Annotated in this window: 15 protein-coding genes; 9 read left to right on the top strand and 6 right to left on the bottom strand. The window is 70.2% G+C overall.

Annotated features, from left to right (window positions below; translation table 11 throughout):
- Positions 1-81: 81 nt before the first annotated feature.
- Positions 82-264 carry a hypothetical protein gene (locus OG230_RS25525; protein ID WP_328906055.1) on the bottom strand — a complete coding sequence of 61 codons (183 nt, stop codon included), beginning with the start codon at positions 262-264 and terminating at the stop codon, positions 82-84.
- Between the two features lie 607 nt (positions 265-871).
- Between OG230_RS25525 and OG230_RS25520 the strand changes: the two genes are divergently transcribed.
- From OG230_RS25520 to OG230_RS25485, 8 genes are all read left to right on the top strand, one after another.
- Positions 872-4,549: a nitrate- and nitrite sensing domain-containing protein gene (locus OG230_RS25520; protein WP_328906054.1), complete on the top strand. Its 3,678-nt coding sequence runs from the start codon at positions 872-874 to the stop codon at positions 4,547-4,549.
- Positions 4,550-4,558: 9 nt separating this feature from the next.
- Positions 4,559-4,972, top strand: coding sequence for a roadblock/LC7 domain-containing protein (locus OG230_RS25515; protein ID WP_024495006.1), 414 nt, complete (start codon positions 4,559-4,561; stop codon positions 4,970-4,972).
- A 134-nt stretch (positions 4,973-5,106) separates the two neighbouring features.
- Positions 5,107-5,514 (top strand): DUF742 domain-containing protein, encoded by a 408-nt coding sequence (locus tag OG230_RS25510; protein ID WP_003966010.1) that lies wholly within the window; start codon positions 5,107-5,109, stop codon positions 5,512-5,514.
- Positions 5,495-6,076 (top strand): GTP-binding protein, encoded by a 582-nt coding sequence (locus OG230_RS25505; protein ID WP_328906053.1) that lies wholly within the window; start codon positions 5,495-5,497, stop codon positions 6,074-6,076. The genes OG230_RS25510 and OG230_RS25505 overlap by 20 nt, the downstream gene beginning before the upstream one ends.
- Before the next feature lie 350 nt (positions 6,077-6,426).
- Positions 6,427-9,588, top strand: coding sequence for a sensor histidine kinase (locus OG230_RS25500; RefSeq protein WP_328906052.1), 3,162 nt, complete (start codon positions 6,427-6,429; stop codon positions 9,586-9,588).
- Between the two features lie 10 nt (positions 9,589-9,598).
- Positions 9,599-10,012: a roadblock/LC7 domain-containing protein gene (locus OG230_RS25495; RefSeq protein ID WP_124272100.1), complete on the top strand. Its 414-nt coding sequence runs from the start codon at positions 9,599-9,601 to the stop codon at positions 10,010-10,012.
- A 90-nt stretch (positions 10,013-10,102) separates the two neighbouring features.
- A complete protein-coding gene (locus OG230_RS25490; RefSeq protein WP_328906051.1) occupies positions 10,103-10,741 on the top strand; it encodes a DUF742 domain-containing protein in 639 nt (212 codons plus the stop codon).
- The gene (locus tag OG230_RS25485; RefSeq protein ID WP_014048542.1) at positions 10,722-11,303 is read left to right on the top strand and encodes a GTP-binding protein; all 582 of its coding nucleotides are present in this window, start codon (positions 10,722-10,724) and stop codon (positions 11,301-11,303) included. Before OG230_RS25490 ends, OG230_RS25485 begins: the two co-directional genes overlap by 20 nt.
- Before the next feature lie 78 nt (positions 11,304-11,381).
- Here the strand turns inward: OG230_RS25485 and OG230_RS25480 are convergent, their stop codons facing one another.
- From OG230_RS25480 to OG230_RS25465, 4 genes are all read right to left on the bottom strand, one after another.
- Positions 11,382-11,585, bottom strand: coding sequence for an acyl-CoA carboxylase subunit epsilon (locus tag OG230_RS25480; protein WP_328906050.1), 204 nt, complete (start codon positions 11,583-11,585; stop codon positions 11,382-11,384).
- 66 nt (positions 11,586-11,651) lie between these two features.
- Positions 11,652-13,235 carry an acyl-CoA carboxylase subunit beta gene (locus OG230_RS25475; RefSeq protein WP_328906049.1) on the bottom strand — a complete coding sequence of 528 codons (1,584 nt, stop codon included), beginning with the start codon at positions 13,233-13,235 and terminating at the stop codon, positions 11,652-11,654.
- 190 nt (positions 13,236-13,425) lie between these two features.
- Positions 13,426-15,768: a polysaccharide lyase 8 family protein gene (locus tag OG230_RS25470; RefSeq protein ID WP_443051372.1), complete on the bottom strand. Its 2,343-nt coding sequence runs from the start codon at positions 15,766-15,768 to the stop codon at positions 13,426-13,428.
- Positions 15,769-15,959: 191 nt separating this feature from the next.
- A complete protein-coding gene (locus OG230_RS25465; protein WP_328906048.1) occupies positions 15,960-19,838 on the bottom strand; it encodes an endo-alpha-N-acetylgalactosaminidase family protein in 3,879 nt (1,292 codons plus the stop codon).
- A gap of 357 nt (positions 19,839-20,195) precedes the next feature.
- Between OG230_RS25465 and OG230_RS25460 the strand changes: the two genes are divergently transcribed.
- Positions 20,196-21,422: a glycoside hydrolase family 64 protein gene (locus tag OG230_RS25460; protein ID WP_328906047.1), complete on the top strand. Its 1,227-nt coding sequence runs from the start codon at positions 20,196-20,198 to the stop codon at positions 21,420-21,422.
- Between the two features lie 60 nt (positions 21,423-21,482).
- Here OG230_RS25460 and OG230_RS25455 read toward each other — a convergent pair whose 3' ends face one another.
- Positions 21,483-22,004, bottom strand: a complete 522-nt coding sequence (locus tag OG230_RS25455; RefSeq protein WP_328906046.1) for a hypothetical protein — start codon at positions 22,002-22,004, stop codon at positions 21,483-21,485.
- Positions 22,005-22,065: the final 61 nt, after the last annotated feature.

Below are 22,065 nucleotides of genomic sequence, written 5' to 3'. Positions count from 1 at the left end.
GCTGGCTGGAAGACTGACGCTCCAGGCTATCGCCTCGCCCGGCGAGGTGAGGGGGACGGCGGCGCCGGGGAGGCGTCGTCCTCAGGCGCCGGCCGCGACGGGGGCTTCCATCAGGATGGTGCGGCGGGGGTTGGCCGTCTGGGTCGGCAGGTCGACCGAGTGCTCCGGCCGCTCCGGCGTCTGCAGCGCCTGAGCGTCCTCGAGGTGCGCCAGCGTGGTGCGCTGAGGGTTGGCAATGTTGCGGAACATCATCGTGGTCTTCATCTGCCGTCTGGGCCCTGTCGGTCTGGGCGCCGCCCGAAGGGGCACCGGTTGTCGGATTCGCCATCCCTGTAAAGCGTCAGGCTAAACATCCAATTCCCGCGGGACGCCCGGAAGAGACGGCGATCATCATGTGAGTTTGCTCACGAAGTTGCCGACAAAAGCCGCATCGCGGGCAGCCGATCACGTGACATGAAACGGACATTGCATAGCTGAATGCTCCATTCCGCTCCTGATCATGGCGACTGGGACACCCCCTGCCCCTAAGCGACTCATCACTAATGGTCCGGTTTGACCATGAACACTCTCCACACCTTGTTACACATTCATCACAACGTGTCACCCAGGTCACAGGCCGGTACATGGCCCTTGTTGGAGATCCGGCACTGTGCTGGAATTCCACGCACCGCCGCGGGTTTCAGGCCGGCGCGCAGGGCGCAACGCAGCGCCGAGTGGCGGCGGGAGGGGGAAGAACGCCGGTCACTCACGACCACCATGGGGCGCGTCCAGCGCCCCACGACGCCGACACCGTCCCGGCCCGCGCACGCGGAAGGGGACGCCTGGTCCAGAGGTTGCGACGCTAGTGCAGGGACGTTTCAAGAGGGATGGCATGGGGTCTCCCCAGGCCCGCCAGGGCCGAGGGGAAGCTCCGGCGGATCAGGAGCCGCGCGGCGGGAACGACCGCGGTTCCTCGCCCCAGCACGCCCAGAACCCCGGGCAGGCCGCGGTCGGCGACAGTGGTGACCGCGCAAAGCGCTCAGGCACGCCTACGAGCGGCGGCGCGGAGCCGGTCACGGCGTTCCAGTCGCGTGGACCGATCAACACCGGCTCCCGAATAGCCCTTCGGAACTGGCGCATCAGCACGCGTCTGGTCTCGCTCCTCGCCCTTCCCGTGGTGGCGGCGACGACCCTGGGTGGACTCCGTATCAACGAGTCCATGAACGACATGCAGCAGCTGGAGCACATGCAGCTGCTGACCAAGATGACCAAGCAGGCGACCGCGCTCGCTGTGGCGCTCCAGGAGGAGCGCGACCGGTCCGCGGGCCCGCTGTCCAACGGTGTGAAGCCGACGGACTTCAAGGTCACCGAGCCCCGGAAGAAGAGCGACCGGGCCAAGGACGCCTTCTTCGAGGCGACCAACGCGATCGGCAACACCGACAACGACGAGGCCCTCGAGGGCATCCACGCGAGCGTCGCCCAGATCTCGACGCAGCTCGGCCAGATCCGGGGCATCCGCGAGGACGCGTACGCCAAGGGCACTCCGAGTCTCAACACGATCGACCGCTACAGCCAGCTGATCACCTCGCTGCTGAGCCTCTCGCAGGACATGGCGCAGGCGACCAACAACCCGGAGATGATCAAGCGGACCCGGGCCCTGGCGGCCTTCTCCTCCTCCAAGGAGTACGCCTCGGTCCAGCGAGCGATCATCGCGGCGGCGCTGCCCGGCGGCAACAGCACCGAGACGAACCTCGACAAGAACGACCAGCAGTTCGGCCGCAACGCCCTCCGCAAGGAGGCGCAGACGCTCGCCTCGTTCAAGTCGACCTACGAGAACACCGGCAACAGCGCCGACGAGCTCACGGCCTCGCTGACCAGCGGTCACCCCGAGATCAACGCCGCGGACATGTACGCGAAGCAGGTTCTCGAGAGTCCGACGGGCATGGAGGGCAAGAAGACCCGCTCGTACATGGACTGGTACGACCAGAGCTCGACCAAGATCCAGGCGATGAAGACCATCGAGGAGACCCTCCTCAGCGACATGGAGGGCAAGGCCCGCGAGCTGCGCGACGAGTCGCAGCGCGAGGCCATCCTCAACGGTGCGGTCATCCTCCTCGTCCTCGGTGTCTCGCTCGTCGGCGCCTTCGTCGTCGCCCGGTCCATGATCCGGTCGCTGCGGCGGCTCCAGGACACCGCGACCCGGGTCGCCCAGGACCGGCTGCCCGAGCTCGTCAAGCAGCTCTCCGAGACGGACCCGCAGGACGTCGACACCTCCGTCGAGTCCGTCGGTGTGCACTCCCGGGACGAGATCGGCCAGGTGGCCGCGGCCTTCGACGACGTGCACCGCGAGGCAGTCCGCCTCGCCGCCGAACAGGCGCTGCTGCGAGGCAACGTCAACGCGATGTTCACCAACCTGTCGCGGCGTTCGCAGGGCCTCATCCAGCGCCAGCTCTCGCTCATCTCCGAGCTGGAGTCGCGCGAGGCCGACCCGGACCAGCTGTCCTCGCTCTTCAAGCTCGACCACCTCGCGACCCGTATGCGCCGTAACGGCGAAAACCTCCTCGTCCTCGCGGGCGAGGAGCCGGGCCGCCGGTGGACCCGCCCCGTGCCGCTGGTCGACGTGCTCCGTGCCGCCGCCTCCGAGGTGGAGCAGTACGAGCGCATCGAACTGGCCGCCGTGCCCGCCACCGAGGTCGCGGGCCGCGTGGTCAACGACCTCGTGCACCTGCTCGCCGAGCTGCTGGAGAACGCCACGTCGTTCTCCTCTCCGCAGACGAAGGTCAAGGTCACCGGTCACGCGCTGCCGGACGGCCGGGTGCTCGTCGAGATCCACGACACGGGTATCGGCCTCTCGCCCGAGGACCTCGCGGCGATCAACGAGCGGCTCGCATCCCCGCCGACCGTGGACGTCTCCGTCTCCCGGCGCATGGGTCTGTTCGTGGTCGGCCGGCTGTCCCTGCGACACGGCATCCGCATCCAGCTGCGCCCCTCCGACTCCGGTGGTACGACCGCGCTGGTCATGCTTCCCGTCGACGTCGCCCACGGTGGCAAGCAGCCCCCGTCCAAGCAGGGCCCCGGCCAGCAGTCCGGCGCTCCCGGCGGGCTTCTCGCCGGTGGTGCCCCGGGCGGCGCCCCGCGTCCCGGCCTCGGAGGTTCCCCCGCGGGTTCCTCGGCCGCGCTCGGAGCCGGCGCGCAGCGCGGGCAGGTCGGTGCGGGCTCCGGTCCGCGTGCCGCACTGCCCTCGCGCGACGGCGGCCCGCGTCAGCCCCAGCCCGCAGCCGGCTCCCAGAGCAACGGCCTGCAGAACAACGGTCCGCAGAACGCGGGCCGGCCGGGCGGCCCGGCGCCGTCCGGTGGCGGTCTCACCGGAGCCTTCGGCGGCGGTGCCCGGATGGGTGCCCGCGGTGCCCAGGGCGATGCTCCCGGCCGTACGGACTCGGGTCAGCCCAATCTCTTCGGTCACTCGGGACAGAGCCGGCCGGGCCAGCAGCAGGGCGGCCAGTTCGGTCAGCAGGGCCAGCAGAGCGGCCCGCCCGTCCGGCAGCCGCAGCAGCAGGGCAGGCACGCCCAGAACGACCAGGGCGGCTTCCAGCAGCCCGGTGGCCCCGGCCGCCAGCTGCCGGCGCCCGGCGGTCCGCGTGCCGAGCTGCCCGGGGGCAACCCCCAGCCGCAGCGCCCGCAGAGCACGAGCTGGGGTGTCGAGGAGCAGGGTGCGCAGCGCCGTTCTCCGCTGGACGCCCCGCGCGGTCACGAGGAGCCCGACACCACCGGCCAGTTCGCCCGGCCGGCCGGACCGGTCCCGAACCAGCCGTACAGCCCGTCGGACCAGCACCAGGGCCCCGGCGCCACCGCCGAGTTCGCCCGCCCGGACTTCTCGGCGCCGCAGGCGTCCCAGGACCCGGCCGGCACCGCTCAGTTCGCGCGCCCCGACTTCGGTGTCCCGCTCCAGCAGAACCAGGGAACGCCGGCGCCGCGCCAGCGCGGCCGGGACGACGCCGACTTCGGTGCTCCGCTTCCGGGTGCCTCACCCGCGGGTGAGATGCCGCGCCGTCCCGCGCTGCCGCAGCAGGCTCAGCCCGAGGCGCTTCCGCCGGCCGGCCCCGGGGACGGTCGTACCCCGCTGTACGACACCCTGGAGACGAACTGGTTCCACGGCCCGCAGCAGGGTGGCCAGCAGCCGCCGGCTCCCGAGCCGCAGGCTCCGGTGGCTCCGGCCGCCTCCCCCGCCCCGCCCATGCCGAGGCGTGGTGGCACCGACACCGGCGCCACCAGCACCTGGCGCCCCTCGCCCAACGACGAACTCGTGCGGCAGGCGGAGCGGGTCAAGAAGCCCGCCGCGGGCGGCATCACCACCTCCGGGCTTCCCCGCCGGGTTCCCCGCGCCAATTTGGTACCGGGCACCGCCCAGCAGCAGAATCACCAGTCCGGACCTCAGGTTTCGCGTGCGCCCGATGACGTACGCGGACGTCTGACCAATCTCCGCCGGGGCATCCAGCAGGGTCGGCAGGCCAACAACGGCCAGTCGACCGGCGGTTTCCATCTCGGCCCCACTCACCAGCAGGAGCGTTAGTTGAGCCCCATGAGTCAGGCCGCACAGAATCTGAACTGGCTGATCACCAACTTCGTGGACAACACCCCCGGTGTGTCCCACACCGTCGTGGTCTCCGCGGACGGCCTGCTGCTGGCGATGTCCGAAGGCTTCCCGCGCGACCGCGCCGACCAGCTGGCGGCCGTCGCCTCCGGTCTGACGTCGCTGACCGCGGGTGCCTCCCGGATCTTCGAGGGCGGCGCCGTGAGCCAGACGGTCGTGGAGATGGAACGAGGCTTCCTTTTCCTGATGTCCGTCTCCGACGGATCCTCGCTGGCCGTTCTCGCCCACCCGGACGCCGACATCGGTCTGGTCGGTTACGAGATGGCCCTCCTCGTCGACCGTGCGGGCACCGTCCTCACGCCCGACCTCCGCGCCGAGCTCCAGGGCAGTCTGCTCCACTAGGCGGCCATGCAGCGGACACCAGGCACAATCCCCCCAGGTACTACCCACAACCCTCACCCGTCCGGCCGCCTCAGACCCCCCACCGGCCCCTTCAGACGGCAAGCCGACACACCGCTGTCACGCCCGGAGGATTCATGACCCCGCCACCCGCCTCACCTGATCCGTACGGCGCACTGCACCACGCGTCGTACGACGGTGAAGGCGACCAGCCGCTGGTCCGTCCGTATGCCATGACCGGCGGCCGGACCCGGCCGCGCTACCAGCTCGCGATAGAGGCCCTGGTCAGCACCACGGCCGACCCGGCACACCTGGGGACCCTGCTCCCCGAGCACCAGCGGATCTGCCACCTGTGCCGTGAGGTCAAGTCGGTGGCAGAGGTCTCGGCACTGCTGTCCATGCCCCTCGGCGTGGCCCGCATCCTTGTGGCGGACCTGGCGGAAGCCGGCATGGTGGCCATCCACCAGCCGGGCAACGGAGAGGCCGGCGGCGCGCCGGATGTGACACTGCTCGAAAGGGTGCTCAGTGGACTTCGCAAGCTCTAACGGCGGGACGGGCCGTGCCACCACCTCGGCGAAGATCGTGGTGGCGGGCGGCTTCGGCGTGGGTAAGACCACGTTCGTCGGTGCCGTTTCGGAGATCAATCCGCTGCGCACCGAAGCCGTGATGACGTCCGCGTCCGCGGGCATCGACGACCTCACACACACCGGGGACAAGACCACCACCACGGTGGCCATGGACTTCGGCCGCATCACCCTGGACCAGGACCTGATCCTGTACCTCTTCGGCACCCCCGGACAGGACCGCTTCTGGTTCATGTGGGACGACCTCGTACGCGGCGCCATCGGCGCCGTCGTCCTCGTCGACACCCGCCGCCTCGCCGACTGCTTCCCCGCAGTCGACTACTTCGAAAACAGCGGCCTCCCCTTCGTCATCGCCCTCAACGGCTTCGACGGACACCAGCCCTACACACCCGAGGAAGTGCGCGAGGCCCTCCAGATCGGCCCCGACGCCCCGATCATCACGACGGACGCCCGCCACCGCGCGGACGCCAAGAGTGGTCTGATCACGCTGGTGGAGCACGCCTTGATGGCACGGCTCAAGTAGGCACAAGTCGGTATTGGCATACGGAAGTTGTTGTAGTCCCACGGGGGCGGACTGTGTCCTTTGACACGATCCGCCCCCGTGTTCATAACGTTTCGACAGAGAATTGACTCCGCGTCGATACCCGATGCGTTCGACCGGTACCACTCTGCTCACCTGAGCCCCGCCTTTTGGCGGGGCTCGCTCTTTATGCCCGTTTTATCTGCGGTGTAGACCACTCGGAATCTCTCATTCCGACTGTTTGGAACGCGACCACTACCCGTGCTGGAATTCGACGAACTACCGAGTAGTACGGCCCTGAACGAATACTTTCGGCACAACGTTGGTGCCGACGCCGAGAGGTTGTTGGTCGAGTGAGGCGAAGCAACGAGGGCTCCGCGGCGCAGCCGGAACGGGGCAACTTCACCCCGCCGCCGCGCGCTGGGGCGTCGTCCGCGGACATGTCCGCGCCGGAACCGGCCGGTGGCTCCACCAACCGGCTGTCCCCGCGCAACTGGCGGGTGCCCACCCGGCTGAACGCGATCCTCCTGATCCCTGTGCTGGTCGGCCTGATCATGGGCGGCTTCCAGGTGAAGGGGTCGATCGACACCTGGAACGAGGCCCAGGACGCCGAGAAGACCGCGCTGGTCGTGCGCGCTGCCGCCGAGTACGGGCAGGCGCTGCTCAACGAGCGCGACCTCACCGCTCAGCCGCTCCTGTCGAACAAGCGCACCGCCGACGTCGTCGAGCAGGCCCGGGCCACCACGGACGAGGCCGCGACGAAGTTCGACGAGGCCGTGAAGAGCATGCCGGACAAACCCGGGCTCGACCGCCGCCTCAAGCTCTTCAAGGGTGAGGAGCCCCTCCTCCCCGAGCTGCGCAAGGCGGCCTACGCCGAGGCGATGGACCCGGTGAAGACCGAGGAGGGCTACACCAAGGTCCAGCACTCGCTGATGGAGTTCTCCAACGAGCTCGGCCTCGGCACCGGCAACATCACCACCTACGGCCGCACGGTCTACGCGATCGAGCTCGCCAAGGCTGCAGAATCGCTTCAGCGCTCGATCGGTATGCACCTGCTGGTCCGCCCGAGCCAGGAGCGCGCCAAGTTCGAGGCGCAGGTCAAGGCCTTCGGCTCGTACAACTACCTGGAGCAGATCGCCCTCGGCGAGTTCGTCTCCGCGGGTACGGAAGCCGACACCGCCCGGCTCAAGGAAGTCATGGCCGGCAAGGCCGCCGAGGGTGCGCAGCAGCTCAAGGCAGCCGCTGAGCAGGCCCAGGCGGCGGGCAGGCCGTTCGTGGCTCCGCCGAGCATCAAGGGTTCGGTCTTCGACGGCATGGCCCAGCAGATCGGCCAGGGCGACTCGCCCGCCGAGCTGAAGGCGAAGGGGATCACCCCCCAGACCTGGATGGCGGCGTCCACCGCCAAGTTCGACGGCTACACCACGGTCGAGGACGAACTCGTCGACAAGGCCGTGACCGAGGCCGCGGCCATCTCGTCCGACGCCAAGACCGATGCCATCGTCACCGCGGCCGTCGTGATCATCGCGCTGCTCGCGGCCTTCATCCTGGCCGGCCTCATGGCCCGCCAGATGAGCCGCTCGATGCGCCAGCTGCGTACCGCCGCCTTCGGCATCGCCGAGCAGCGGCTGCCGATGCTGGTCGACCAGCTGTCGCGGACCGACCCGGGCCGGGTCGACACCCGGGTCCAGCCCATCCCGATCAACACCCAGGACGAGATCGGCGAGGTCGCCCGCGCCTTCGACCAGGTGCACCGCGAGGCCGTCCGGCTCGCCGCCGAGCAGGCCATGCTCCGGGGCAACGTCAACGCGATCTTCACCAACCTGTCGCGCCGCAACCAGTCGCTCATCGAGGGTCAGCTGACCCTCATCACCGACCTGGAGAACAACGAGGCCGACCCGGACCAGCTGGAGAGCCTCTTCCGCCTGGACCACCTGGCCACCCGTATGCGCCGCAACGGCGAGAACCTCCTCGTCCTCGCGGGCGAGGAGCCCGGCCGCCGCTGGAACCAGCCCGTGCCGCTGGTGGACGTCCTGCGCGCCGCCTCCTCCGAGGTGGAGTCGTACGAGCGCATCGAGCTCACCGGCGTGCCGGAGAGCGAGATCCACGGTCAGGCCGTGACCGACCTCGTCCACCTGCTGGCCGAGCTGCTGGAGAACGCCACCACGTTCTCCTCCCCGCAGACCAAGGTCCGGGTCACCGCGACCCGGCTGCCCGACGGCCGCGTGATGGTCGAGATCCACGACAAGGGCATCGGCCTCACCGCCGAGGACTTCGCGGACATCAACCACAAGCTGGCCAACCCGCCGACCGTCGACGCCGCGGTGTCGCAGCGCATGGGCCTCTTCGTGGTCGGCCGTCTCGCCGACCGGCACGGCATCCGCGTCCAGCTGCGCCCCTCGGGCGAGCAGGCCGGCACCACCTCGCTGGTCATGCTCCCCGACGCGATCACCCACGGTGGCGGCGGCGAGGCGTCCTCCGCGCAGGACGACTTCACCGTCTCCTCGATCATTCCGCAGCAGCAGCAGGCGTTCGACCCGATGCCGCAGCAGACCACGATGCGTACGGCGGCGGAGCTCGGCTTCGACGACTCGCGGTACGACATACCGGACGCGGACGCGCCGCAGCTGGACCCGGTCGGCCGTTCCCTCCTGCGTGAGGAGCGACGGGCCGCGCTGGAGGCCCAGGCGGGCGGCGAGCGTCCGCTGTTCCGGGACGAGGCGCAGCAGTACGAGCAGGCTCCGTACGGGCAGGAGCAGTACGCCCAGGAGCCGCAGCCCGCGCAGCAGGGGTACGAGCAGGCTCCGTACGAGGCTCCCTACGAGCCGTACGGCACCGAGGCCGGCTACCCCCAGCAGTCCCAGCAGGGCGGCTATCCGGAAGCGGCATACGCCGCTCCGGAAGCCCAGCAGGGCCAGTACGCGGAACAGTTCGACTCCGCTCCTGCCCAGTCCCACCAGGGCGACTGGGCCAATCAGGGCGGCTACCAGGGGGCCTACGAGTCCGCGCCGCAGGCTGAAGCGGAGTCGGCACCGAGTGCTCCCGCAGCGACCGAGGAGCGCGTAGGCTTCGACCGTTCGGGCCCCGTCCCGAACGCCGCGCACGAGATGACCGAGGCCGGTCTTCCGCGCCGCGGTGGTGTGCAGCACTGGCAGCCCACCGGCCGCGGGAACGAGGCGTCGGCCCCGGCACAGCAGCAGGACACGCAGCAGCCGCCGTCCGCCCCGGCGAACGGCGACGGCCCCGACGACTGGCGCTCCACGAACGACGAGCGCTGGGAGCGGGCGGAGAAGCTCCGCGAGCCGAAGGCGGGCGGGATCACCCCGTCCGGTCTCCCCCGCCGCGTACCCAAGGCCAATCTGGTCGAGGGGACGGCGGAGCAGACGCAGCAGGGCGGCCCCCAGGTCTCCCGTGCCCCCGAGGACGTCCGTGGCAGGTTGAGCAACCTGCGACGCGGCATCCAGCGGGGACGCGATGCGGGGTCGGACGCAAGTAACACCTACAACCAGGAGCGTTAGTGTGAGCCCGATGAGCCAGGCGGCGCAGAATCTGAACTGGTTGATCACCAACTTCGTGGACAACACCCCCGGGGTGTCGCACACGGTGGTGGTCTCCGCTGACGGCCTGCTGCTGGCGATGTCCGAAGGATTCCCGCGCGACCGCGCCGACCAGCTGGCGGCCGTCGCCTCCGGTCTGACGTCGCTGACCGCGGGTGCCTCCCGGATCTTCGAGGGCGGCGCCGTGAATCAGACCGTTGTGGAGATGGAGCGAGGATTCCTCTTCATCATGTCCATCTCTGACGGTTCCTCACTTGCGGTCCTTTCGCATCCGGACGCCGATATCGGTCTGGTTGGGTACGAAATGGCACTTCTGGTGGATCGTGCGGGCAGTGTTCTCACCCCGGATCTCCGCGCGGAGCTTCAGGGAAGTCTTCTTAACTAGTAGACAGACAGTGCGTTTCTCGCCACCGCGCCATAGGGTGCGGTGGCGCGGCCCCACTGGGATCGGCGACCGGCAGACGGAGGAGGAAACGTGGCAGCACCCACAGGCGGACACCCATATGAGGGTGGCCAGCGGGTTCCGGGTGAGCAGGACGACAACCGTTTCAACTTCCCTTCCGCTCCCAGCAGACAGGGCTCGCAACAGCCTTATCAGCCCTATCAGCAGCCGCAGAGCGCGCAGGGTTCCGACTGGAACCAGCAGGGCTCGGACTGGCCTCAGCAGGGCTCCGGGTGGCCGCAGCAGCAGCCGCAGCAGTACGAATCACCCCAGGCGCCCCGTATTCAGCCGGTGCAGCCCCGGCGGGCCCAGGCGCCCGCACCCGCGGCGCACAACCCGCTGGTCCGTCCGTACGCCATGACCGGTGGCCGTACCCGGCCCCGTTACCAGCTCGCCATCGAGGCGCTGGTGAGCACCACGGCCGATCCGTCGAGGCTGCAAGGGCAGTTGCCCGAGCACCAGCGGATCTGCCGGCTCTGCCTGGAGATCAAGTCGGTGGCCGAGATCTCGGCCCTTCTCTCGATCCCCCTCGGCGTTGCCCGGATCCTCGTCGCCGACCTGGCGGAGGCCGGGCTCGTCGCTATCCATCAGCCCGGCGGCGACGAGGCCGCCGGCGGCCAACCAGATGTGACACTGCTCGAAAGGGTGCTCAGTGGACTTCGCAAGCTCTAGCGGCGGAGCGGCCCGCTCCACTACCTCGGCGAAGATCGTGGTGGCAGGGGGCTTCGGCGTGGGTAAGACCACGTTTGTCGGTGCCGTTTCGGAGATCAATCCGCTGCGCACCGAAGCCGTGATGACGTCCGCGTCCGCGGGCATCGACGACCTCACACACACCGGGGACAAGACCACCACCACGGTGGCCATGGACTTCGGCCGCATCACCCTGGACCAGGACCTGATCCTGTACCTCTTCGGCACCCCCGGACAGGACCGCTTCTGGTTCATGTGGGACGACCTCGTACGCGGCGCCATCGGCGCCGTCGTCCTCGTCGACACCCGCCGCCTCGCCGACTGCTTCCCCGCAGTCGACTACTTCGAAAACAGCGGCCTCCCCTTCGTCATCGCCCTCAACGGCTTCGACGGACACCAGCCCTACACACCCGACGAGGTGCGCGAGGCCCTCCAGATCGGCCCGGACACCCCGATTCTGACGACGGACGCCCGCCACCGCGCGGACGCCAAGAGCGCGCTCATCACGCTGGTCGAGCACGCCCTCATGGCCCGCCTGCGCTGACGGTCCCGGCACGACGAAAGGCCCCGCACTCCGGAAGGAGTGCGGGGCCTTTCGCGCGGGCGGTGTGCCGGGCCGGTCTCAGCCCTGCCAGCTGTGCGGGGCGCGGAAGCCGGGCGTGCGCTCCAGACGGCGCCATCCGGCGGTGTTGCGGCCCCGGTGGGCGGGTGCGGCGGGCTGGGACGCTGCGCGGGCGAGCAGGACGGCGGTGATGGCCGCCAGCTCCTCGGGGTCGGCGAGACCCTTCTCGACGCGCAGCACGGACTCGGAAGGAGTGGCGCTCATGGGGTGTGTCTCCGTCTTCTCGGCAGGATGGCGCGGGCTTCGGCGCGGGTGACCGCGTCGGCTGCGCTACTGCGGGGGGTTGCCGTGCTTACGGGACGGCAGGTCGGCGTGCTTGTTGCGGAGCATCGCGAGAGAGGCGATCAGGACCTGGCGCGTCTCCGCGGGGTCGATGACGTCGTCGACGAGGCCACGCTCCGCCGCGTAGTACGGGTGCATGAGTTCGGCCTTGTACTCCTTGACCATGCGGGCCCGCATGGCTTCGGGGTCCTCGGCCTCCGCGATCTGGCGGCGGAAGATGACGTTGGCGGCACCTTCGGCGCCCATCACCGCGATCTCGTTGGTGGGCCAGGCGTAGGTGAGGTCGGCTCCGATGGACTGGCTGTCCATGACGATGTACGCGCCTCCGTATGCCTTGCGCAGGATCAGCGAGATCCGGGGCACGGTGGCGTTGCAGTACGCGTAGAGCAGCTTCGCGCCGTGCCGGATGATCCCACCGTGCTCCTGGTCGACGCCGGGCAGGAAGCCGGGGACGTCCAACAGAGTGACGATCGGGATGTTGAACGCGTCGCACATCTGGACGAAACGCGCGGCCTTCTCGGACGCCTCGATGTCCAGGACACCGGCCAGCGACTGCGGCTGGTTGGCGACGATGCCGACGACCTGGCCGTCGAGCCGGGCCAGGGCGCAGATGATGTTGCGGGCCCAGCGCTCGTGGATCTCCAGGTAGTCGCCGTCGTCGACGAGCTCCTCGATCACCTTGTGCATGTCGTACGGACGGTTGCCGTCGGCCGGGACCAGGTCGAGCAGGGTCTCGCCGCGCCGGTCGGCGGGGTCGTCGCTCGCCACGGTGGGCGGGTTCTCGCGGTTGTTGGAGGGCAGCATCCCGATCAGGTAGCGGACCTCGGCGATGCAGGTCTCCTCGTCGTCGTACGCGAAGTGCGCGACGCCCGAGGTCCCGGCGTGCACGTCCGCGCCGCCGAGTCCGTTCTGGGTGATCTCCTCACCGGTGACCGCCTTGACGACGTCCGGACCGGTGATGAACATCTGCGAGGTCTCGCGGACCATGAACACGAAGTCGGTCAGCGCCGGGCTGTAGGCCGCGCCGCCCGCGCACGGGCCGAGCATCACGCTGATCTGCGGGATGACACCGGACGCCCGGGTGTTGCGCTGGAAGATCCCGCCGTAGCCGGCGAGAGCGGAGACGCCCTCCTGGATACGGGCGCCCGCGCCGTCGTTCAGGGACACCAGCGGGGCACCCGCCGAGATGGCCATGTCCATGATCTTGTGGATCTTCGTGGCGTGGGCCTCGCCCAGCGCCCCGCCGAAGATCCGGAAGTCGTGCGCGTAGACGAAGACCGTGCGGCCCTCGACCGTGCCCCAGCCGGTGATCACACCGTCCGTGTAGGGCTTCTTCGCCTCCAGGCCGAACCCGGTCGCCCGGTGCCGGCGCAGCTGCTCGACCTCCTTGAACGAACCCTCGTCCAGGAGCAGCGCGATGCGCTCGTGGGCCGTCAGCTTGCCCTTGGCGTGCTGCGCCTCGGTCGCCCGGTCACTCGGTCCCCGCCGGGCCTGCTCACGCAGGGCCAGCAGTTCGGCCACCCGGCCACGCGTGTCGCTCGGCTCGCTCGGGGTCTCGTCCACAACGGTCATGTACCGACCCTACGAAGCCGACCGCACAAATCGTGCCGTCGACTCCGTACAGTCTCCTGCCCCGTTTCCTGGTGGGCCTCGACAGAACCCGAACGCCGGGCAGGCGATCCACCAGCTCGCAGCCCCGCCGCTTTGTCGGGGGCCGACAAAGCGGCGGAGTGTGTCGGCGGGCACACGGACGCGGGAGGCCCTAGCGGACCTCGCACCTCAGGGTGCCGCCCGCGGTGCCCGGGGAGACCCGCAGGACCAGGCTCCGGCCGGTGGCCCTGACCTCGATGCCGGGGTCGGCTGCGACGACCTCCTGGACCGGGCGGTTCCAGGTCACGTCCACGGGGGCGCCGGTCCGGTCGGGCCCGCTCACGCAGAGCGTAGTGGAGCGGCGCTCCGTCCTGACCAGCACGCTTGCCGGGGCCGAGACCGTCAGCGGGCCCGCCGTGCCGGCCTGCCAGAAGTTCGCGGCCGTCACGCCCAGTGAGGGGATCGCCACCGCCTGGACCGCGGAGGTGTTGGCGAGCGTCTTCAGCCAGTCGCCGTCTGCCGCGCGGGCGGCGACGGTACGGCGGGAGGCGCCGGGCATCAGCAGGTACGCGTACCGGGCGTCCACGGGATCGGTGCCGTGGTCCAGCCAGAGCGTCTGATAGCGGCGGGTGCGGCGTTCGGTGGTGCTGGTGGTGTTGATGTCGCTCCAGGAACCGGTGCGGTCCTCGCGCAGGGTGCGCAGGTCCGCTCCGCCCGGGAAGACCCAGCCGCCGTGGCCCTCCAGATGCGCCCAGCGCGGAGCCGTACGGTCGTCGGCGGTGAACGCGTTCGTTCCGGCCTCGCCGAGCATGCGGTTGTCGACGACCGTCTCGGCGGGGACGCCGTCGGTGCTGGTGATGCCGGCGCCGAGGCAGATCACCGTATCGGCGACACAGAACCACGACTTGCGGGCCTGGAGGGTGGACCCGAGGCCCTTGAGGTGCTGGCCCACGGCGGCGAACTCGCCGTCCGTGGCGCCGCCGACCCACTTCACCGCGGGCTTGGGCGCTCCCCATTCGCCGCCCGCCCGGTCGGCGAGCCGCTTGGTGGACACGGTGGTTCCGGGCAGACGGTAGAAGTCGACGGTCGGCCAGAACCAGTCCGTGTACTGGTCCCCTCCCGCCGCGCCCGGCCACCAGTAGAGCATTCCGGCACCGGTGTGCCAGCCGCGCGGGTTCTCGCCGTTGCCGCACTCGTAGTACGAGATCCGTTCCGAGGCCATGGAGATGCCCGCGGCCCAACCGGGACGCCGGTGCACGGCGCGGTCCATGGCGGCGAAGAGCTTGTGCGCCACGGGCTCGGGGGCCGCGGGGACCGGCGAGGCGGCGACGGCGTGCAGCCGGGCGAGGTCCGCGACGTTGAACTGGGGTGCGGTGAGGAGCGGTGTCGTACGGTCCCGGTCGATCCACCCCTTGATCATCGCGGTCCAGCGCTGCTGCTCGGCCGGGGAGGCCCCGCCCGCGAGCAGCGGGATCGCGGCGATCAGTCCCTGCCCGTGGAAGTGGTCGCTGCGCATCACCTTGCGGTCGTCGCTCTTGAGGTAACCGCGGCTGATGGCACGTCCGTTGACGCTGTCCATCATCAGGCCGTCGTAGATCAGCGGCGCGTAGGCGTTCTCGACGGAGTCCAGGATGATCTGGCGGCCCGGATCGGTGACGGCCCAGGTCGATCCCGCGAGGAGCGTGAAGAGGCGGCCCAGTCCGTCGAGCATGACCTGTCCGTACGTACCGGAGTAGGCGACCCAGGTGTGCTGGACGAAGGAGCCGTCCGCGTAGAGGCCGTCCCCCTTCGTGACGTACGGGAAGACGGGCGAGAGGGCGTCGCGGGCCAGGGCGATCTTCGCCGGGCTGCGGCCGATGACGCCGCGCAGGGCGACGGAGCGGCAGAGGTCGACCCGGTTGGCGCCGGTGCTCGTGCCCGAGTAGTCCGTGAGCATCGTGTCGGGCACGAAGTGGTCGACGGCGGCGCAGGCGGCCTGCCGCTGGGCGTCGGTGAGTGCGTCGTGGAGCCCCGCGTGGATGTCCATCAGCAGGCGGGGGCTGCCTATCTGCCACTCCCACCAGTTGCCGTAGCGGGTCGTCGACGGGTTGTAGACCGTCGTGGAGAGGTGGTCGAGTCCCCGGCTGATGTCGGCGAGGAGGGCCGCGTCGCCGGTGAGGCCCGTGCCCGGCTGGAGGTACGCCTGGGTCATGGTCCACAGGCGGCTGTAGCTCTGGGTGATGCCCGACGGCGGGTCGAAGGTGTAGCCGGGCCAGAGGGAGTTGGCGGCCGGGGCCATGGACGCCCGGAATCCGGCGGCGAGTTCGCCGGTCTCCCGGAGCCGGGAGGCGAAGGGTTCGGCGGCCGGGTCGAAGCCGGAGCCGAGCGCCAGCCCGACCCAGCGGGCCCGGAGCGTGTCGTACTCGTCCGCGCTCGCCGCGGCGCGTGCGGGACCGGCGAAGGCGGCGCCGAGGGCGGTGGCCGACGTGGTGGCGAGGAAGGCGCGGCGGGACCAGGCGGCAGGCAGGAGCGGCACGGGGAGTCCTCCCGGAGGAAGTGGTGTAGACCTGTTGCCCGCTGGTTTAGCACGCGTTCCGACGCCCTTTCAATGGGCGTGCGGGCATTGGTCGAAAGCGCTTTCTCCCCTCGGCGGACCGCCTGCCTCCGGAGGCGGGCACACCACGGCACGGGCGCGGGGCAGTCCCCGCGCCCGTGCCTCTGTACGGGTCAGCTACCGCAGTGGAAGCGGGCGCTGCCCCAGTCGGCGTGGTCGTTGCCGTTGCCGTCGCCGCCCTCGCCGACGAGCAGGTCGACGTACTTCGCGCCGGTGACGTCGGCGGTGAGCTGCCAGGCGGCGTCGGCCGCCCGCAGCACGGGCGACTCCACCTTCCGCGTACCGTCGGCCGTGACGGAGAACTGCACACTGCCGCGGGTGGTCTGCGCGTCGTCCACGCCCACCTCGGCGGTGAACGAGGTGCACTTCCCGCCCAGGTAGTAGCGGACCTTCGCCGGGGCGTGGGTGCCGATGCCCTTGGCGTAGGTGACACCGCCGATCCTGAGCGGGGTGCCGTCACCGGTGCCGGTCTCCCCGTTGGAGAGGTCGCGCTCGACGGGTCCCCAGCCGTTCTCGGAGGCCGTCCAGTCGAGGTCGCTGGCCCAGCTGTCCGCGGTGGGCGGCGGCGGCAGGGTCCGTACGGACGTCTGCGCACCGAGGGTCCGGGAGTCGCCGCCGACGGTGTACGCGGCCTGCGAACTCAGCGTGTACGCGCGGTACTCGGCGTCCACCGGCGGGGTGACCTGCCAGCGGCCGGTGACTTCGGCGCCCGGGGCGACCGAGTCGAAGGTGACGGCGCCCGCGGGCTCGGCCTGCCAGCCCTCGGGCAGGGTCAGGCCCACCTCGACGCCGGTCGCCGCCGTCGCCTCGTAGTTGGTGAACGTGGCCTCGACTGTGTTGGCCGTGCCGGGTTCCAGCGTCTCGGCCTCCGCGGCCACGGTGAGCGTGCCGCAGGCGGCCTTCTCCCCTGCGGGGGCGGGGCCGAGGTCGGTGACGGTGAAGCCGTCGAGGACGAAGTCGGCGCCGTCGGGGGCGTCGCCGCGCTTGCGCAGACCGGTCCAGGTGTCTCCGCAGCCCGCCGTGACCGTCTCGGTGAAGTGGCCGGTGCCGCGCTGCTGTCCGATGGCCGTGGTCCGGGTCTCGACGGAGTCGGGGGCGCCGCTCGCGTCGATCCGGTCGTAGCCGTCGACCCACTCGTAGGCTCCGGCGTGGCTGGACTGGTAGTCGTACGCGACCGTGTAGCGGTGGCCGTCGGTCATCGGCACGGTCCAGGGAGCGGTCCGGTAGACCAGACCGGTGTTCTCCTCGTGGGCCTTGAGGGACTCCTTGCCGCCCAGCACGTCGTCGACGAGCTTTCCGTTCCAGCCGGCCTGGGTGTAGGGGGCGTGGAGCTGGGAGATGCTGGTGCGGGGGTCGGTGGAACCGCCCGCGTCGCCCTTGAGGAAGGGGCCCCAGCCCTGGTCGACGTCCTCGAAGTCCTCGTACACGACGGTGCCGGCGCGGGTCGTCGGGGCGTTGGCGACGAGCCGTACGTCATCGGCCCGTACGGTCGCCGTACTGCCCTTCGCCGCCTCGATCCGGAGCGTGGTGCGGCCGTTCGCCGGGGCGGTGAAGTTCACCTTGGCCCGCTGGAACCAGCTGCCGTGCCAGTCGGACGCGGCCACCTGGTCCCGGGCGGTGGAGCGGTCCACGGCCACGGACTTCCCGCCGGCCGAGAGCGTGGTGCGCCGGGTCTGTCCCGGCTCGACCTCGATCAGCGCGGAGGCGGTGTACCGCTTGCCGGGCTCCAGACCGTCGATGCTCTGCGAGAGCGCCGCCGTGCCGGTGCCGGAGAGCTTCGCGCTGTTGCGGCCCTGGTCGTCGGTGTGGCGGACGGCGGTGCCGGTCTTCGACCAGCTGTCGAGCCCGCCGTCGTTGAAGCCGGGGTCGTCGACCGGGCTGCCCGCGCCCCACTGCGGATCCACGGCCTGCGGCGCCTGGTCCGGGTAGAGGACGTAGGGCTGCCCGGCGGCGGCCTCCAGCGTGATCTTCCCGTTCACCGGGCGTACGGTGGCGGTCTTCTCGCGGCCGTTGTCGGTGAGCTTGTAGACGGTGTACGCGCCCGTCGAGGGCACCGCCCAACTGCTAGTACCACCCGCCTTGTTGTAGTGGTAGAGCTTCTTGCCGCCGTCCCACGGCAGCAGGTACTCCGTGCCGCTGAGGACCTTGCGGCCGTGGTCGTAGAACGTGCGCTTGCCGTTCTCGACCGTGCCCCGGACCCCACCGGTGAAGGTGATGTCGGCGGCGGCCTTGTCCCAGCGGGTGATCTTCTGCTTCTGGAGGTACTTGGCCGGCAGGTTCTTCTGCCAGATGTTGTCGTAGAAGGTGTTCCAGTCGGTCTCGCCGGTCCAGCCCTCGAACTCCTCGATCGCGGTCTGGCCGAGGACCGGGTCGTTGTTCCAGACGTCCTTCTCGCCGTTGCGGATGAACCGGATGATCTGCGAGTTGAGGCCCTTGTTGGTGGCGCCGCCGTAGCTCAGGTCGTTGGCCCAGTGGGACCAGAGCGAGGCCCGCTCGAACTTGTCGGCCCACTCGGTTCCGACGTTCCAGCCCTGCTTCTGCACGGCCTGGAGGGTCTTGTCGGCGATCCAGCCGTGCGAGTAGTAGACGTCGATGTAGAGCAGACTGAGGTTGCGGTCGGTCTCGTCGCGCAACTGCTGGAAGCGCCGGGCCAGATCACCGCTGTTGATGTCGCGGCGCTGGTCGATGTAGTAGCTCTGGTTGAGCCAGTTCCAGCCGGGCTTGGTCTTGTCGACGAGCTGCTCGTCGAACGCCTTGGCCTCGGGGTAGGACTCGGTGGCGTTGACGTGGACGCCGAAGGCGGCGCCCCACCGCTTGCCCTCCTTGAGCAGCTTGTTGAGGTCCTTGAGCCCGCCGGCGCGCTTGTTGTAGTTGCCGCCGTAGTCCGGGTGGGCGGAGTCGTGCCCCTCGGAGCCGTACCCCTTGAGGACGGCCATCTGCCCCAGCCCGTCGGTCGCCAGCGAGATCCGCTTGACGTCGTCGAGCGTACGGAGGAAGGGGTGGGTGGCCTGGCTCGCGAAGTTGAACGGGATGTGGGTGATGACCCGGTTCGCCGTCTCGTCCCCGCCGGGTGCGGTGACGCCGATGGAGCGGAAGGCGACGGCGCCGTCCTGCCAGTCCACGGTCTTGTCCCCGTTGGCGTCGGGGGTGACGACGACCTTCGCCCAGGGCAGGTCGGCGCCGGTCTCGGGCTGCGGCGCACCGGCGCCCCGGTAGGTCCACTGCCCGGACCAGACGCCGACCCGGACGCTGCCGTCGGCCTCCTTGCGCGCCTGGTGCCAGAAGCGGGCGTCGTCGCCGCCGGTGGCCCCGGACGGCTTGTCGTACGAGGAGTTGGACTCGACGGCGGCGGCGAGGGAGCCGGTGTTGACGAGGGCGTACGAGGCGCCCACGGGTGCGGCTTCGGCGGCGGTCTGCCCGGTGACCGCCGCGAAGACGTCGGCGGTCTTCGTGGAGTCGGGGTCGAGCCGGGTGAAGGCGGTCGCGGCGCCGGTGTCCGCGGAGCCGACGGAGACCAGGTCGTGGCCCGGTATGTCGATGGTGCCGACGCGGAACGCCTCGGTGTCGCGTACGGCGGTCACCTTGAAGGTGGTGGCCCGGCCCGAGACCTCGATGGCGGCGTCGATCTCGACGCCGGGCAGGTCGGGGAAGGTGAGCGTGTAGCGGGCGGCCGAGGCGGTGACCTCGGGCGCCGCCTTGAGCCGCACCGGGCGGGCGGTTCCGTTGAGGGTGATCTCGGTGACCGGCCGCGTGCTGCCGGTCAGGCTGCCGCCACCGGCCCGGTCGGTGTACGACAGGACGCGCGGGAAGTCGTCGGCGACGGCGACCGAGAGCTGATCCGATCCGATGACGGCGGAGCCGGCGGCGTCGGCCGCCCCGGCGGCGGCGGGGAGGGGGTCGGCGGCTGCGGCGGGGAGGCTGGTCCCCACGAGCGCCAGGACGGCTGCTGAGGCGGCGGCGACAGCGCCCGCCGAAGTGAATCTTCGCGACATGTGGCCTGAGTAGTCCCCGTGTCGGGACAGCGTCAACGGCGTACGGCCCGTAAGGACTTACCAGTCCAACAACCGCCGCGCGTTAGTCCAAGTCGGGCGGCGGCGAGCCGGTGCCCGGCCGCGTTCGGTTCCTGATCACCCGGCGTCGGCGATTGTCTACGGCCGGTCGCCAAATACCGCTTCTGGGCGTTGAGTTGTGAAGACATTCAATTTTTGAGAGCGCTCTCAGTCGCAACTCTTGACGCTTTGGCGGGACTTGGGGAATGTGGTGCGCACCGCAGACACCCCCACCGCACCAACTCCCCTGCCCACCCCACCCATGACGGTCTGCGGCCCCCCACACCCCGGGAGTACCTCGTGATTTCGCGCAGACTGTTCCTGACCGGCGCCGCCGCCTCCGCGACCGCGCTCACCTACCCCGTCTGGGGCGGCGCTCTGAGCCCCCACGCCTCCGCCGCGCCCGCCACCTGCGAACTGGCCCTGGAGAACCGTTCACTGCCGGGCACGGTGAACGCGTACGTGACCGGCCACGAGCAGGGCACCGACCGCTGGGTGCTGCTGCGGGCCGACGGCAGTGTGTACCGCCCCGACTCCCCCGCCGCTCCGCAGACCCCGCTGCCGATCGACTGCGCCATCCCCCTGAAGCCGGCGGGTGCCGGTCCCGTGCTCCTGACGCTCCCCCAGATGTACGGGGCGAGGATCTACTTCGTACGCGACGACAAGCTGGACTTCTACCTCAACCCGGGGCCGTCGCTGGTCGAGCCGGCCTTCGCGACTTCCGCCGACCCGAACTACGGGCGGACCTGGTCGTTCTGCGAGTTCACGTTCAACCCGCAGCAGCTGTACGCGAACATCAGCTACGTCGACCTGGTGACCGCGCTGCCGATCGGCCTGAACCTCCAGGGCGACACCACGCACACCGTCGCTCCCCTCCCCGACGGCGCCGTGCAGCGGATCGCCGACGACCTCACCGCGCAGGCCGCCGCCGACGGGCAGCCCTGGGACAAGCTGGTCACCAGGGGCGCGGACGGGAAGGTGCTGCGGGTCGTCTCGCCGCAGAACCTGATGGCCCCGTTCTTCGACCGGCCGGACCAGATGCCGTTCCGGGACCTGTTCACGGCGCAGGTGGACCAGGTCTGGGAGAAGTACCGCTCGACGGACCTCCGGATCGACCTCCAGGGCGGCCGGGGCACTCTGGCGGGGCGGGTCGCCGGGGACACGCTGACCTTCGAGGGCGGCCACACCTTCGCCCGGCCCACCTCGAAGGACATCTTCACCTGCAACCACGGGCCGTTCACGAACAACCCGGGCGACTCCGACGACAAGAAGGCGCTGCTGGCCAGAATCGCGGCGGGCTTCAACCGCTCGATCATGCTCAGCCACCCGCAGCAGCCGAACGGCACCACGGTGGCGGACTACTACAAGGGCGCGGTGACCAACCACTGGTCGCGGGTCGTCCACGCGAACTCCCCGATCGGCTACGCGTTCCCGTACGACGACGTACGCCCCGACGGCGAGCCGGACGTGTCCGGCGCGGCGCACGACGGCAACCCGAGGCGCTTCACGGTGAGCGTCGGGTCCTGATCCCCGCCCGCGCACAAGGGTGCCCCCGTCCCGCCGGACGGGGGCACCTCTGCGTACGGCTCAGCAGCCGCCGCAGTTGTAGTACGTCACGTCCCAGTGGTTGCCCTCGTCCGCGTAGATGTTGCCGGAGGCGGACTTGTACTGGGGGGCACCGTCTCCGCGCAGACCTATGTACGAGAAGACGCCGTGGACGTAGTTGGTGAGGCAGGTGGACTTGGAGAAGTCGAGCTTGTAGCCGTTCCAGTGCGAGTACGTACCGCTGGCGTGGCCGGTCTCCGTGCCGCCGGTGATGTTCAGCGCGCAGCCCGTGGCGCTCTTGAGGGTCTGGGCGCCCTGGGCGCTGGCCAGATTGAGCTGCTCGAACGACGTACAGGTGGAGACGTTCCGGTTGGAGCAGCCGCCCGAGGACGACCACGTGATGTTGGAGGAGCGGAACATCGAGGTCGCCGTGGAGTGGCTGATCTTGGTGACGGCGAAGGCGTCGGTCGCGCCTCCGATGACACCGACCCCGGGGGCAAGGAAGGCGCCCAGGACAAGGGCGAGAGCGGTCAGGGCGGAGCGGAGCTTCGGACGGGACGACATGGGGGATTCCTCCTGCTCATGACAACCAGAGTGAGGCAGTCGCACGGGACGGGCAGGGGAG

It is taken from the genome of Streptomyces sp. NBC_00234, assembly GCF_036195325.1.
Taxonomy (GTDB): Bacteria; Actinomycetota; Actinomycetes; order Streptomycetales; family Streptomycetaceae; genus Streptomyces.
The sequence above is the reverse complement of the archived record's forward strand: the minus strand, read 5'-3'. Positions and strand labels throughout refer to the sequence as shown.

What these genes read in the sequence shown, in the direction of transcription:
- OG230_RS25475 (WP_328906049.1), bottom strand. Translation starts at nt 13,235, where the DNA reads ATGACCGTTGTGGACGAGACCCCGAGCGAGCCGAGCGACACGCGTGGC.
- OG230_RS25495 (WP_124272100.1), top strand. Translation starts at nt 9,599, where the DNA reads ATGAGCCAGGCGGCGCAGAATCTGAACTGGTTGATCACCAACTTCGTG.
- OG230_RS25520 (WP_328906054.1), top strand. Translation starts at nt 872, where the DNA reads ATGGGGTCTCCCCAGGCCCGCCAGGGCCGAGGGGAAGCTCCGGCGGAT.
- OG230_RS25480 (WP_328906050.1), bottom strand. Translation starts at nt 11,585, where the DNA reads ATGAGCGCCACTCCTTCCGAGTCCGTGCTGCGCGTCGAGAAGGGTCTC.
- OG230_RS25515 (WP_024495006.1), top strand. Translation starts at nt 4,559, where the DNA reads ATGAGTCAGGCCGCACAGAATCTGAACTGGCTGATCACCAACTTCGTG.
- OG230_RS25455 (WP_328906046.1), bottom strand. Translation starts at nt 22,004, where the DNA reads ATGTCGTCCCGTCCGAAGCTCCGCTCCGCCCTGACCGCTCTCGCCCTT.
- OG230_RS25525 (WP_328906055.1), bottom strand. Translation starts at nt 264, where the DNA reads ATGAAGACCACGATGATGTTCCGCAACATTGCCAACCCTCAGCGCACC.
- OG230_RS25465 (WP_328906048.1), bottom strand. Translation starts at nt 19,838, where the DNA reads ATGTCGCGAAGATTCACTTCGGCGGGCGCTGTCGCCGCCGCCTCAGCA.
- OG230_RS25510 (WP_003966010.1), top strand. Translation starts at nt 5,107, where the DNA reads ATGACCCCGCCACCCGCCTCACCTGATCCGTACGGCGCACTGCACCAC.